Origin of the sequence: Streptococcus suis, assembly GCF_016743335.1 — a bacterium.
GTDB classification, from domain to species: domain Bacteria; phylum Bacillota; class Bacilli; order Lactobacillales; family Streptococcaceae; genus Streptococcus; species Streptococcus suis_Y.
On the sequence record NZ_WCJE01000048.1, the window covers coordinates 1 to 15,387 of the forward strand.

Consider the following 15,387-nt stretch of genomic DNA (forward strand, 5'->3'; position numbering starts at 1 on the left):
CTTTTAGTGTATTACTGCGAATTTGAACTGGTACTTGTTGAGCTAGTACCAGTATTTGGTGTGCTAGTAGCAGTTGTACTACCGTGAAGTTCTAGGTAGCTTGGTGCTTTAAATAGTTCAATTGTTGACTTATTGCCGTTTTTACTATACAAACTTGTCGATTGTGTACCAAGTTTATTCTCCAGAGCAATCTCGGCAGCCAATGAGTCAATGTAGTTATATTGACTTGAATCCAAGGCTGGCAATCCATTGTCGAAGAATCGGATAAGATCACCAGTTTGAATGGCATCGCTAGTCGCTAGTTGTGCTGCGGTAGCTTCTTTAATTGCATCAATTTCTTTCTGAGTTGTCTCATCTGGATTTGTAATTTCAAGACCAGTTTCTGTATAGTAGATTTTACCTTCGTAGCTAGTGTATTTTGGTGTGATGAAACTGCCAGCGGTTCGAAGAGCCACAATTTGGCTGTGTTGGCTGGAAAGTAGGTCTTGACCAACTTGAAGATAGTTATCGGATTTGATTCCTAAAAGATGTTCGAGAGTAGGAAGTGCATCAATCTCACCACCGTAGGTATCAAAAATCCCACCGTTGGTCATTCCAGGTACAACAATCATATATGGAACACGTTGCATCATGGCATTGTCAAAATCTGACCAAGTCTGAGAATCTTTTCCAATCAACGGTGCCAAGTCAGGATTGCGTGAATTAGAAATTCCATAGTGATCACCATAGAGAACGATGACGGAGTTTTCGTACAAGCCAGTTGCTTTTAAGTAATCAAAAAATGCCTTTATGGACGCATCGAGATAGTTTGCAGTAGCAAAATAGCCATTAATGGTTTCATCATCTGTATTGGCTAATGGAAAGCCAATCTCATCCCCAATCAAGCTGGTTGTATAGGGGTAGTGGTTGGAAACTGTGATAAATTTGGTATAGAAGGGTTGCTGTAAATGTTCCAGATATTGGATAGAGTCGGCGAACATGATTTTATCATTCAGACCGTATTGGAATGAATTTTCAGCAGTGGCTTTAGAGAAATAGGATTGATCAAAGAAGTAATTGTAACCCCATTGTTTATAGGTGTTGTTCCTATTCCAGAAACTGGCTGCATTTCCGTGGAATACAGCAGATGTATAGCCACCATTTTGAGAGAGAATATATGGTGCAGCTTGCTGGGTATTGCTTCCACCATATTGGACCATGAAAGAGCCTTGATTGAGTCCAAAAAGTGAGGTTTCAATCATAGTTTCGGCATCAGAGGTTTTACCTGCCTTCACTTGGTTGAAGAAATTAGAAAAGGCGAGAGTAGAGCTAGAATGATACAGAGAATTGAGGAAAGGTGTGACTTCGTATTCGATACCGTTGACGTTCAACTTATAGTCAATAACAAATTGTTGTAAGCTTTCTAGGTGGAGATAGATAACATTTCGTCCTTTGGCAATACCGAAGTAGTTGTCATTCGGCTGAGCATAATGTTCTGTAATATATTGTTTTACAGGCTCCAGGTCTGAGGCGGTGGCCCCAGAGCGATCCTTATGGGCATTGTAGGTTTGATTAGCATTGTAGCCAAGGAAAGCTGGTAACCCAAGGGCTCTGACGATATAAGTATTAGAAAATCCTCTCGTAAGTAGCTCAGGTCTATCAATTTCTGCTAAAAAGAGATTGATAGAGAATAATAATACTGAAAAGGCTGTGATGGCAAAGCTAGATTTTTTATGAAATGGAGTTTTGTCCCAGTGAAATGCCTTACGGTAGACTAAGAACCCAAAAGCTATAAAATCAAGAAAATAGACAATATCCCATAGCCTAAATAACTTAAGAGCTGCTTCTCCTAGTCCAGCAGATACGCTAGAGGTAGCCATCATGGTAGAAATGGAGATATAATCGGAAAATTCTCTATAATAGACTGCATTTGAAAAGAGCCAGGCGAAAAGAACAATATAAATGGTCATCGCTACACTATAGAATGCCTTCGTATTCTTTATATAAAGCGAGAGACCAAGCAATAAAATTCCTACTGGTAGAGGATTCATAATAGCGATAAAATTTTGGAAAAATCCTTGGGTATCTAAATTAAAATCAACATAGTAGGCCCAGAGTGTTTTGAGCCAGTAAATGATTAGTAAAATCAAGACGAAGCCAAGTCGAGTTTGTCCGATCTTCTTGACGTAGTCAATTAGTTTTTTCACAATAAAGCCTCATGGTCCTTTCTAAAAGCTTAGTTCATTATACCATAATTTTAAAATAAGCCTCAAAGTTTAGAGTTTTTTTGGCATATATGAAGAAACATGTTATAATAATTCTATGAAAATAAAGGTAAACCGTATTGCAGAACAGAAAATAAACAGAGGGATTCAACTCTTGGATAGCGCTGATTTTTCAGGTTTTTCGTTTGACGAAGACAGGCTGGCTGTTTTGTATTCAGAATCTGGAAGCTATTTGGGCCAAGCTTATTTGTCCAAACAGAATAAGGGGATAGGCTGGCTGTTTAGTAGAAGCAATCAAGACTTGACCATGGATTTTTTTGTTAAATTATTCGTGGATGCTAAACAGAAACGTCAACATTTTTATCAATCTGAGATGACGAATGCTTTTCGTTTATTTAATCAAGATGGAGATAGTTTTGGTGGAATGACGGTTGACTTGTATGATGAATACGCAGTTTTTTCATGGTATAATACCTTTATTTATTCTGTCAAAGAGATGATTGTTGCTGCCTTTCAACAGGTATTTCCAGAAGTAAGAGGAGCTTATGAGAAGATTCGTTTTAAAGGTTTGGCCTTTGAGTCTGCTCATCTTTATGGAGAAGAAGCACCTGAGTATTTCACTGTGTTGGAAAATGGCGTTCACTATCAGGTCTTTATGAATGATGGACTGATGACGGGAATCTTTTTGGATCAGCATGAGGTACGTGGTTCCTTGGTGGATGGCCTGGCGGCAGGCAAGTCACTTTTGAACATGTTTTCGTACACGGCAGCATTTTCTATTGCTGCAGCCATGGGCGGAGCAGGGGAAACGACTTCTGTTGACTTAGCCAAACGCTCGCGAGAACTTTCTAAAGCTCACTTTAAGGTTAATAGTTTAGACTTAGATAATCATCACTTTGTGGTAATGGATGTATTTGAATATTTCAAATATGCCAAACGTAAAGGCTTGACTTATGATGTGATTGTCTTGGATCCGCCAAGCTTTGCACGAAATAAGAAACAAACCTTTTCAGTAGCCAAAGATTATCACAAGTTGATTTCTCAATCTTTGGAAATACTAAATACAGGTGGAACTATTATCGCTTCGACCAACGCCGCAAATGTTTCTGTTGAAAAATTTAAGAGGCAGATTGAAAAAGGTTTTGGTGTTAGAAAACACCGTTATGAGGCAAGTTACCGCTTGCCAGCTGATTTTGTAATCAATAAAAATGATGAAAGTAGTAATTACCTAAAGGTCTTTACGATACAGGTAGATAAATGAAAATAGTAGTTCCTATTATGCCTAGAAATCTGGAAGAGGTAGAGGCCATTGATGTAGAACGTCTAGCAGAGGCAGATATTGTTGAATGGCGAGCAGACTACCTTCCGAAAGATGATATTTTAAGAGTAGCACCTGCTATATTTGAAAAATGTAATGGTAAGGAAGTGGTTTTCACCATTCGAACAACACGTGAAGGTGGCCACTTGGATTTGGACGATCAAGAATATGTCAATTTAATCAAAGAAGTTGCAGCGCTTTATCAGCCAGATTATATTGATTTTGAATATTATTCTTATAAGCCGGTTTTTGAGCAGATGTTGGAGTTTCCTAATCTTGTGTTGAGTTATCATAATTTTGAGGAAACACCGTCTAATTATATGGAAATCATGTCTGAACTGACTAGCCTGTCACCAGCTGTTGTTAAAATGGCTGTAATGGCTAAGACAGAGCAGGATGTCCTAGATGTTATGAATTATACTCGTGGTTTTAAATCGCTGAACACCGAGCAGACATTTGCGACAATCGCTATGGGTGAACTAGGGAAGTTAACGCGTATTGCTGGTGTGATTACAGGATCCTGCTGGACTTTTGCCAGCTTAGATGAAACATCTGCACCTGGACAGATGTCTTTAGGCAATACTCGTAAGTTTTTGGAAATTTTGGAGAATTAAGTATGCGTTATTTAACAGCTGGTGAGTCTCATGGACCACGTCTAACAGCCATTATTGAGGGAGTTCCAGCTGGTCTTCCTTTAACAGCTGAGGATATTAATGAAGATTTAAAACGTCGCCAGGGGGGATACGGTCGTGGTAGTCGGATGCAGATTGAAACAGATCGCGTAGAGATTACGGCTGGTGTTCGTCACGGTAAGACGACCGGTGCCCCGATTACATTGAATGTGACCAACAAAGACCATCAAAAATGGTTGGATATTATGGCAGTTGAGGATATCGAAGAGAAACTCAAAAGTAAGCGTCGTATCAAACATCCACGACCAGGACATGCTGACCTAGTTGGTGGTATGAAATATCGCTTTGATGATTTGCGTAATTCCTTGGAGCGTTCTAGTGCGCGTGAGACAACTATGCGTGTGGCTGTTGGTGCGGTTGCCAAACGGATTTTGGCTGAGTTGGATATTGAAATTGCTAACCATGTGGTCGTTTTCGGAGGGAAGGAAATTGATGTCCCAGATGGTTTAAGCGTAGCAGAAATCAAAGAGCGTGCAGCCCAGTCAGAAGTATCCATTGTCAACCAAGAGCGTGAAGAAGAAATCAAAGCCTATATTGATCAAATCAAGCGAGATGGAGATACTATTGGCGGAGTGATTGAGACTGTTGTCGGAGGAGTTCCAGCTGGCTTGGGGTCATATGTGCAGTGGGATAAAAAGTTAGATGCAAAATTAGCGCAGGCTGTTGTTTCAATCAATGCTTTTAAGGGAGTAGAATTTGGAGTAGGCTTCCAAGCTGGCTATCTCAAAGGGAGTCAAGTCATGGACGAAATTCTCTGGTCCCAAGAAAAAGGGTATACACGCCGAACCAATAATCTAGGTGGTTTCGAAGGTGGTATGACCAATGGCGAGGCTCTGATTATTCGTGGTGTCATGAAACCAATTCCGACCCTCTATAAGCCATTGATGTCGGTTGACATTGATACTCATGAGCCTTATAAAGCTACTGTGGAACGTTCAGATCCAACGGCTCTCCCAGCAGCTGGTGTAGTCATGGAATCAGTCGTAGCTACAACTCTAGCGACAGAAATCCTAGAGAAGTTCTCTTCCGATAATATGGAGGAATTGAAAGCTGCAGTAGCCAGTCATCGCGACTATGTCAAAAATTTCTAGGTAATTAATGAAAAAAACGATTTTAATTGTAGGTTTAGGGTTGATTGGAAGTTCACTTGCACTCTGTATTCGCAAAGACCATCCTGACTATCACCTCATTGGCTTTGATCCTAACGAACAATCATGCCAAATTGCCTTGGGCAAGGGGATGGTTGATGAGGTATCAACGGAATTGGAGGGTGTAGCAAAGCAGGCTGATGTGATTCTTCTTTGTGTTCCAATTCAAGTTTCTTTGCGTTTGATTGAAGAATTTAGTGCCCTTGAATTGAAGGATACGGTCTTGATTACAGATGCAGGTTCAACGAAGTCTGCAATTGTGGCTGTTGCTGAGGAACATTTGGCGCCAAGAAAAATTAATTTTATCGGTGGACACCCTATGGCAGGTAGTCATAAATCTGGTGCCAGTGCAGCAGATCTCCATCTATTTGAGAATGCTTACTACATTATGACACCATGTCAGGCTACCAATCAGGATGCGGTTCCCCGATTGACAGACTTGTTATCTGGAACGGGGGCACGTTTTGTTCAGATTGATGCGGCAGAACATGACCGTGTGACCAGTCAAATTTCACATTTTCCACACGTATTGGCTTCTAGTTTGATGCATCAAGCTGGTGAGTATGCCCAAGATCATCCCTTTACGAATAATTTTGCAGCTGGAGGATTTAGAGATATGACACGGATTGCGGAAAGTGAGCCGAGCATGTGGACTAGCATTTTGCTAACCAATGCAGATTCTATTCTAAATCGAATCGAGGAATTTCAAGCACGTCTCTCAGAAATTTCAGATGTGCTCAGATCTGGCGATCAAAAAGCAATTTGGGACTTTTTTGATAAGGGACGTCAAACTCGTAAAGCCATGGAAATTCACAAGCGTGCAGGTGTTGATTCTTTCTACGATTTATTCCTTAGTGTTCCTGATGAAGAAGATACGATTTTGAAGGTTTTGGAAGTCTTACGGGGTATTTCCATTGTCAATATTCGTATCAATGAAGAGAACCGTGAAGATATACACGGTATTTTACAAATCACGTTTAAAAACAAAGGAAATTTGGAAGACGCTGCGAAACGTTTAAGAGAGCAGACGACTTACAAAATCCATTTAGATTAGGAGAAAATTATGTCAACAAATATCTATGATATCGCAAATGAATTGGAACGTGCAATCCGTAACCTGCCTGAATATAAAGCGGTGGAAGCCGTTAAGGTCTCAGTTGAGGGGAATTCAGAAGCCAAAGAAATATTGGAAAGTTATATTTCTTTCCAAAAAGAAATCCAATCTAAATTGCAGGCTGGTGAAATTCCTACTGAAGCTGACCAAAAGAAAATGTTGGATTTCAACAAGAAAGTTCAGGGAAATCCACTTTTGACGGAATATTTCAGCAAGCAACAACAGTTGGGAACTTATGTAGCTGATTTGGAACGTATCATCTTCAAGCCTCTCAACGAATTGTTGTAATATATTTATATTTGATAGGAGCAGGGTGTTATAGTCTTTTAGTTTACTTTTAGTACTAGGCAACGAGCCGCAGGCATAACTAGAGTTAGGCAAGGCGAGTTAACGAAGTAATAAAAGAAAAACTAAATGACGATAGGTCATGGATTGACGCCTAGTATACACTGCTTACGTAGAGTTCTTATCTCCAAGTACAGATTCAGAAACGGTACTTTGGGGAGTAAGAACTCTTTTTTCTACCTTCTCCAGCATCCATTTCTTATAAAGTTATGGTAATTACTTGACATTTTCTAATAGAAGTTCTACAATATATTTGGTATATGGTTATAACCAGTTTAGCAAGTGTATATATCAATAAAGGAGATAATATGGCAGTATTTATAAAAGCAAAATCTATTATTTTACCAGAGAGTGAGGTCGAATCAGCCTATTTGGAAATTACTGACAAGGGTCAGTTTGGACGGATTGTGACTGAAAAGCCTGAAGGGGAGATTGTTGATTATTCTGACTTTCATTTAGCACCAGGGCTAGTTGATACACATATCCACGGCTACGCTTCTCATGATGTTATGGACAATGATTTTGAAGGGATTAAGGTAATTTCAGAAGGTCTCTTGTCTTGTGGGGTGACCTCTTGGCTTCCAACGACCTTAACAGATACGACTGAAAATTTAGATGCAGTTTGTGAAACGATTGGGACCTATGCAGGGCAGGAAACAGGCGCCAAGATTCAAGGTATTTTCTTAGAAGGTCCTTTCTTTACAGAAAAATACAAGGGAGCACAAAATCCTAAGTACATGAGCGATCCATCCATTGAAAAGTTGGACAACTGGCACAGCTTATCTAAAGGTTTAGTCAATAAAATTGCTATTGCCCCAGAACGTGAAGGTGTCAAAGAATTCATCGAGTTTGCTAACAGCAAGGCAATTCATACTGCCTTGGCTCACAGCGATGCGACCTATGCGCAAGCGGAAGCGGCAGTAGAAGCTGGTGCCAATATCTTCGTCCATGTTTACAATGGGATGAGTGGGCTTCATCACCGTGAACCAGGTATGGTCGGAGCTGCTTTGAATTTAAAAAATGTCTATGCGGAAATGATTTGTGATGGACACCATGTTCATCCAGCTGCGGCAGAAATCGTGGTCAAAGCACGTGGAGCAGAGGAAACTGTTTTGATTACGGACTGTATGCGAGCTGGCGGTATGGGTGAAGGGGAGTCCCGCCTCGGTGAATTTGAAGTTGTTGTAAAAGATGGAACTGCTCGTTTAAAAGAAAGTGGTAGTTTGGCAGGTTCTGTCTTAGAATTGATTGAAGCAGTGCAGAATGTTGTGAAATGGGGCTTGGTGTCCCTACCTGATGCCCTTCGTATGGCTTCTCTGGCACCAGCTCGCTCTGTCAATATTGACCATATTTGTGGTCGGATTGCAGAAGGCCGAGCTGCAGACTTTATCGTCGTAGATGATGCAGGACGCTTACAAGCGACCTATCTAGATGGCGTGAAACGATTTGGTTAATAAAATTCCTTAGGAGGAAACTAATGACAAAATTACAACTTTCTCAAGCTAAATTCAATCACATGACCCGCTTGTCAAACAGCGATCAGGTGATTGCGGCCTTGGCGATTGACCAACGTGGTGCATTGAAACGCCTGCTTGCTGCTGCAGCAGGTGGTGGCGAATTTGGAGATGACATTTTGATTGACTTCAAGAAAGTCATCTCAAGCGATTTGACTCCTTATGCAAGCTCCATTCTCTTGGATGCGGAATACGGTGTTCCAGCTTCAGAATTGCGCCATGCAGATTGCGGTTTTATTGCAGCTTATGAAAAAACAGGTTACGATGCGTCCACACCAGGTCGTTTGCCAGACCTTTTGCCAAATTGGTCAGCCAAACGTATCAAAGAATTGGGGGCGGATGCCGTAAAAATCTTGCTTTACTATGATGTAGATGACAAGCCAGAAATCAACGACATTAAGCATGCTTGGGTAGAACGCATTGGTAGTGAGTGTATCGCAGAAGATATTCCTTACTTCGTCGAAATCTTGACTTACGATGCCAGCGATATGGATGTGACTTCTCGTGAATACGCAGCCCTCAAACCACACAAAGTCAATGGTGCCATGCGTGAATTTAGTAAGTCACGTTATAATGCCGACGTGCTCAAGGTTGAAGTGCCTGTCAATATGAATTTTGTAGAAGGCTACACAGATGAAGAGCCAGTTTATACAGTTGAGGAAGCTAAGGCCTTCTTCAAGGAACAAACAGACAGCACTCACTTGCCATTCATTTATTTGAGCGCTGGCGTATCTGCTAAACTTTTCCAAGAAACCCTTGTCTTTGCCAAAGAAGCTGGTTCAAGCTTTAATGGTGTTCTTTGTGGTCGGGCGACTTGGAAGGATGCAGTAGCCATCTTTGCAAGCGAGGGTGAAGAAGCAGCCAAAGCTTGGTTGGCAGATCAAGGCCGCCGCAACGTAGAAGAACTAAACGAGGTTCTAGCAACTACAGCGCGTCCTTGGACTGAAAAAGTTGAAGTAAAATAATTGTTTTAGTAAGGTCTGGGCTTAGGTTCAGACTTTTTTGTTACATCAAATATAGTCATTTATAGTGAAATGAAGCAGGACATATCTAAGTTTATCAATTTGAAAACTTTAAAGTTATTTTAGGATTAGGTTATTGACACTATAACTCAAAGTTGTCCTTTTCCTAATTCAAACCACTAGTAGTAGACGCTGAGATATTGGCACGAACTCTAAGAAGTGGAGCTGGGCTTTTTGACCGGCCTCACTCACCCAATCAAGATAACAACGTCTGCTTTGGATTTTCGAAGAGTATCAGTTATGCCTGCGACTCGTTGCCTAGTACTAAAAGTAAACTAAAATACTACAGGTTTGAGAATTTAGCGTTTTCGCGTCGGTTGTGGGAATTGAGCATGATTACTTGATTTTTCGGGGGGGGGGTGGTACAATGGAAGAGAGTTTTTTAAAAGCGTCACGATGTAAAAATGGTTTCTGCGCCTTGTTCCCATGTGAGCAAGGAAGTCGCAATTGTCGGAAACAGGCCCCCATAGAAGTAAAGAGAAACTTTTTTTGAGAGAAAAAATGAAAGCGCTATCCTTATCTAGACACAAAGAAAGTTTATCACTGCATCTTGGATGAAATCAGTTTTAAAAAAAAGAGACAAAGTAGTCGAGCAGGGTCTTGTAAAGCTTGATACTATTTGTTTGTCATTTAGGATATAAAAATCAATAGAAGTGTGAAACGTTAGACTGTTCACCATTGTAGTTGTATAGCCACAATGGATTCAGCAATTGGCTAAGCATAGGAGAGGAAAAAGAAATGAAATCGTGGAAAAAAGTAGTGAGTAAGTGTTTACTCGCCTTGTTAATAGTAGATTCTGTGGCAACGCCAGTCCTTGCCTTATCAGAAACAACTACAGAAGGAGTACGGATACGAGACACTTACATAGAGGATTATAAAGAGGATGCTTCCAAGCTATCACTTACCATTGATAAGGAACAAACAAACACCGAGCAGCTGGTTGTCAAACTCAAAGCTGAAGAAGGAGAAATCAACGAGCAAGGATTGACCTTGATTCTGCAAAGCGGTCTGGCTTTGGGTCAAAATGACCAAGGTCAGGACATACTTCCTGAAGGTTTTTACCGTGATGAGGCTTATAATGAAAATGATAGAAAGGTTGCTTCAGCAGGTAGCGACGCACTCGCAGTCGGTCTCGAACAATTACCGGTTTATGGCGAAGGCTACTATTCGTTGAGAATCAGACCCAATGCCGACCGTTCTATCGCTGTAAATACAGACCCAAATGACAGTAGCAAGCGATTTGAGGAACATGTTTTTGTCTTCAAAAAGGTTGCTGAGGTTCAGACTGGGGAAATGGTCGCGGTGACCAACGAGCGTTACCTGACCATTCTCAAAGAAAATCAATCGGTATTTGCAAACCAAGAAACGACAGAGCTAGATGCATCAACCGAGATTCCACGAGGTCCGGGCAGTATTACCATTCAGCTGAGAGCATATGAAGAGAATAACCCTGACCCTCAGGTGCCCTTGACCGAAAGTGAGTTTGAAATCTCTTCGGTAGACCATCCAGAGCAAACGATGAACGGAAAGACGGACTTAAACGGAAATGTAACCTTTGAAAATATTGCTCTAGGCACTTACAACATTAGGCAAATATCATCCGCATCAGACTACAATGTAGTTGAACAGATAGAAACAGTAGAACTAACAGAATCAGAGCCCTCCAAAACAGTTCGTATTATCAACCAACCAAAAGAAAGTTTGGCTCGTGCAACACGACGTTCACGATCTGTATCGGAGCGAGCTGCAGTAAATACGACTCTTGCCCCAGGTGTAGAGACCTACGGTATCACCTATGCAAACATAGATACCTTTGCTTACTATCAATTCCAAGATGGTTATTCTACTTATGGTGCTGGTATGGATATCAGGTGGAAACTACCGGCAGAAGCCAAGGAAGGGGACTACTTCACTTTGAAGTTTGGGAACCAGATTTTGCTGAACCGTGCTCCTATGTATGATGATAATGAGACAGTTCCCTACGATAGACTAGACAGTGTAGAGGACCGCTATCCTGATACACATATCGGGAACCTCTTCTTTACAGTTGTGACACGACAAAGTGCGACAGAACCAACAGGGATTCCAATTCTCAATGTCTACTATACCAAGGCAGGCGAGCTGACCTTCGTTGTGCAGAAGTATGCGAATGACAAAGGTCCTATCGAAGGGGATGCCATTATCGGTAAGTTAATTGATAAAACGAACTTGACTGCTTTTACTGATGGGAATGGTCGTCATCGTAGCACAAGACATATTCGACCGAATAATGGAGGTACGGATACAAAGTTAGAATGGGACGTATATGATTTGGATGAACAAATTCGGAAGTATGATTTCTACGAAGGATTTTATCCAAACTACATGCTTATGACAGAGCAAGCGGGGGCTACTCCCACTAATGGTAATTCGTGGTTTTTAGGTAGGAGTATTACTTATACCTCCCAATATATGAATACTACTCCTGTAGATTTCCAAGATGCTAATGGTGATCCAAACTTAAGTGGTGTTTATATTAATCAGCGAACACAGATTTTTGAAAGGGAGTTTGACTATGGAACAGGTCATAACCGGACTACTTCACATGGTCGTGAAACAATCTTTCCGGTCTATGAGGATAGAAACTATCTCTACTATTATTTTGTATACAATGGTAATAGAAACGCATCAGGACCAGGAGCATGGGAGACTTATCTAAGACCAGCAGGCTCAGAGTTAGAGATTGTAGATGTTAAACTTTTTCAGGGTTATAATGGTCAATATGCGAGTAAACAAGCGACTTCTATAGTACCGCCAATGGCTACCGTAGATCCCTACAATCCTGAAGTAGGAGAGCAGGTTTCAACTGGTAAGCGATTTACGAAATATAATGCGACTGAATGGAAGGCAGATTTCGGGGGTAGTGAGCAGAATAATACTTATTTTGCGATTGTTAAGGCAAGAAAGAAAACACCGTCACCTGAAGCGGCGGACCTCAACCGATTGGCTTATCACATGGGCATGCACTCCAGACAGACGATTATTGTAACTCGCCAGTTTATAGATTATTATGTACCAACTGAAGGGTTTGGGGCAGGTTGGGTAGTGCCTAAGGAACCCAAAGACCTTTTGGGGAATTTCAAGATTCAGAAAACCGACCCAAATAAAACAGTGGTCTATCCCAACTACCAAAAAGTTGGTGACGTTATTCAGTATCAGGATGATCATGGAAATACCTATACCTACAATAGCGCAACTAAAAAATATGTAGATAATCGCGGACAGAGTTTAAGCCAGAAGACAGACAATCAAGGCAACCTTCTCTTTGAAGATAACCTCCATAAAGTCTTTACCCAGAAGAAAAATGGTAGTGCCATTACCTACACAGATGATACTGGTATTGTCTATAGTAAAAAGGCTGGCGAGGAAGATATTTATATCAGCCCAGATGGCAAGGTCTTCAGACCATCACGACCACTCCTCAAAGATTACGATGTCACCATCAAGGTAGAGGGGACAGTCGTGACAGATAGTGGCGGCAAGGTCTACCCACTAGCCAGTCAGAACAATGGTATTCTTGATGTCGTAGACCGATTTGGGAACCTACTACGTATCCAAAACACGAATACTAGTCTGATAGCATGGAAATACGATTCTGGTCAGAAAGCTTGGGTCAATGCACCTGTAACCCGCCAAGCAAATGGCTACTATACGATTGCAGCACTCCCCATCACCTCGACCCGTATCCGTCCCAAACTAACAGAAACCTTTAGCTTCAAGATTACCGATACCATAACCGGACTTGCCTTCAATCACGAAGTGGACGAGTACGGCTATTCCATCTTCCCGTCCTTGCTCGTTGGACATACCTATCGACTAGAAGAAACCTCAGCAAGGGTAGGTTATACACGAACACCTAAGGTTTATCTCTTGACTGTAACGGCTGTTGGGCAAGTCAGTATCACAGATGAAAGTGGGACTCCAATATCTACAACAACTGATCCATTATCAATTGTAGATGCAAACAACCTCCTTTACTCAGTTGTCAATGAGGTTGTCCGCCTCAAGATTAAAAAGACAGACGAAGATGGTCGTCTCATCACATCGGACAAAGCCACCTTTAAAGTCTATAAATCAGGCGATTATACGAGAAATAACAACACTATCCAACCAAATACTGGAGCCGTACCAGTGGCGACCATTCAAACCTCAAAAGCGGATGGAACCGCTACGCTGTACGGTGAGTCAGAAGCGGTTGTCATTCCAAACATTATGACCAATGTCAACTACGGCATTGTTGAAGAGACCGCCCCAGCAGGCTATCGTATCCTGACAACTGGTATCGAAGTGAAGTTAGTCCAAAGCGGCTCCAACTATGTCTGGCAACTGGTTTCAGGTGGAAACAATGCCAGTCTAGAATCAGATAATCTCACCCTCAAGGTGAAAAACAGAGCTGACCTAGCCAATCTTGTCATCACTAAGAAAATCAAGGGACTAGAAAGTCTGAACGATCTGATTACTTCGCCTGTTACGTTCAAGTTGACCAAGCTAAACGACACGAGCTTTAATCCAATCACTTTAAGGCAGAATGCTAATACAAGATTTGTTTTTAACAATTTATCAGAAGGTGTGTATCGTTTAGAAGAGACCGAACCACCGACAGGATATGTCAAAACACCAGCACCTTATACCGTCATTGTGGACAAAGGCAGAGCAGATGTGTATCAATCTGGACAAGGAACTACCACACAGGCGACAGGACTAAAAGTCATCAAGTCTAACCACTTCGACAATGATACCCTCTGGGGAGCAAACAGCGAAGACAAGGCTATTGACGGAAATGAAAATACAGTGGCTTTGTATAACCTAGGGAATAGCCAACTAGAAGAAGGTCAGTGGTGGGGGGTTGACTTAGGAGCGATAAAAAATGTTTCCCGCATTCGCTACCTACAGGGACCAGCAGGAGGAAACGGTAGCGAGAGAGATAGAATGGATAGCCTAGAGCTAGAATATTCTGTAGATGGTCAAAACTACCAAAGCCTAGGCACCTACAATGCATCGACTGGTGGTTCTCTTGGAGAAGTACTGAAAGATACCGAAGTGATGGCACGCTATATCCGTGTTCGTAACCGTCAAGTCAAGAACGGTGTCTGGCTAGCCATCAAGGAAATGACCATCACAACCCGAAATCCAATCACTCCTCTGGTAGATGGTGCAGTTGCTATCGGAAATATCCAAAATCCGAAATTACGGATTGAAAAGCAGGATACAAATGGGCAAGTCATTTCACAAAACGTCACCTTTAAACTTTATAAGGTAGACGATGCAACGACGGAAGCCACTGTTGGCAGTGCTCTCCAAAACAGCATTCCAGTCCAGACCTTTACCCTCCAAAACGGTAGTCTGACGACACCAATGGATGTCAACGTTCTTGGACGGTACGCTCTGGTCGAAACGCAAGCTCCGACAGGTTATACAGGGCTAGCTGCCCCAGTCCTCTTGGAACTTTACGAAGCCAGTCAACCACATAATGACCAGCTAAATAAGGCCGTCACACGCTTTAGAGTACTTAGTCAAACAGACAAGGTAACGGTTGATGACAGTACCGCCGCAACGGACAATACCCTGAAAATGGTTGTCAAAAACATGCGGAATACCTTCAACTTGAAGCTATTGAAACGAGACCTTGCGAATCCAAATACAGGACTGGATGCCCGTTTTGAACTTTATGATGCCAATGAAACAGCTGTGATTAGCCAAGGTAATACCACACAGGCAGAAAATAGCCTCACCTTCCAAAATCTGCGACCGGGCACTTACGTCCTCAAAGAAGTGACGCCGCCGTCAGGTTATATTCAAGTAGATCCAGTTCGAATTGAAATCACGCAGGCGGGTCAATTACAAATCTTGTCAGGAGATAGGAGCCTTCTAGAAATTGGTGCATCAAGTGGCAATACGCTTGAGCTCACGGTCAAAAACGACCGCTTAAAAACCTTGCGTATTTCCAAACGCATCAAGGGATTGGAAGACTTGCCGAGTCTTATCACAGGT

General features: G+C 41.8%; 9 protein-coding genes. 8 read left to right on the plus strand and 1 reads right to left on the minus strand.

Going from position 1 to position 15,387, the window contains the following annotated elements; translation table 11 throughout:
• Window positions 1–11: 11 nt before the first annotated feature.
• Window positions 12–2,186 carry an LTA synthase family protein gene (locus F9856_RS10565; protein ID WP_202106573.1) on the minus strand — a complete coding sequence of 725 codons (2,175 nt, stop codon included), beginning with the start codon at window positions 2,184–2,186 and terminating at the stop codon, window positions 12–14.
• Window positions 2,187–2,301: 115 nt separating this feature from the next.
• Between F9856_RS10565 and F9856_RS10570 the strand changes: the two genes are divergently transcribed.
• The 8 genes from F9856_RS10570 to F9856_RS10605 form a co-directional block, all read left to right on the plus strand.
• The gene (locus tag F9856_RS10570; RefSeq protein ID WP_044673451.1) at window positions 2,302–3,465 is read left to right on the plus strand and encodes a class I SAM-dependent rRNA methyltransferase; all 1,164 of its coding nucleotides are present in this window, start codon (window positions 2,302–2,304) and stop codon (window positions 3,463–3,465) included.
• The gene (gene aroD / locus F9856_RS10575; protein WP_029180447.1) at window positions 3,462–4,136 is read left to right on the plus strand and encodes a type I 3-dehydroquinate dehydratase; all 675 of its coding nucleotides are present in this window, start codon (window positions 3,462–3,464) and stop codon (window positions 4,134–4,136) included. The genes F9856_RS10570 and aroD overlap by 4 nt, the downstream gene beginning before the upstream one ends.
• Before the next feature lie 2 nt (window positions 4,137–4,138).
• Window positions 4,139–5,305: a chorismate synthase gene (aroC, locus tag F9856_RS10580; protein ID WP_002940623.1), complete on the plus strand. Its 1,167-nt coding sequence runs from the start codon at window positions 4,139–4,141 to the stop codon at window positions 5,303–5,305.
• 7 nt (window positions 5,306–5,312) lie between these two features.
• Window positions 5,313–6,416, plus strand: coding sequence for a prephenate dehydrogenase (locus F9856_RS10585; protein ID WP_202106574.1), 1,104 nt, complete (start codon window positions 5,313–5,315; stop codon window positions 6,414–6,416).
• Between the two features lie 9 nt (window positions 6,417–6,425).
• A complete protein-coding gene (locus F9856_RS10590) occupies window positions 6,426–6,764 on the plus strand; it encodes a YlbF/YmcA family competence regulator (RefSeq protein ID WP_002938966.1) in 339 nt (112 codons plus the stop codon).
• A 365-nt stretch (window positions 6,765–7,129) separates the two neighbouring features.
• On the plus strand, window positions 7,130–8,275 hold the full coding sequence (gene nagA / locus F9856_RS10595) for an N-acetylglucosamine-6-phosphate deacetylase (protein WP_202106575.1): 1,146 nt from the start codon (window positions 7,130–7,132) through the stop codon (window positions 8,273–8,275).
• 23 nt (window positions 8,276–8,298) lie between these two features.
• On the plus strand, window positions 8,299–9,300 hold the full coding sequence (gene lacD / locus F9856_RS10600; RefSeq protein WP_002940627.1) for a tagatose-bisphosphate aldolase: 1,002 nt from the start codon (window positions 8,299–8,301) through the stop codon (window positions 9,298–9,300).
• Between the two features lie 795 nt (window positions 9,301–10,095).
• Window positions 10,096–15,387, plus strand: a 5,292-nt coding sequence (locus F9856_RS10605) for a SpaA isopeptide-forming pilin-related protein (protein WP_202106576.1), incomplete at its 3' end; no start/stop codon positions are given.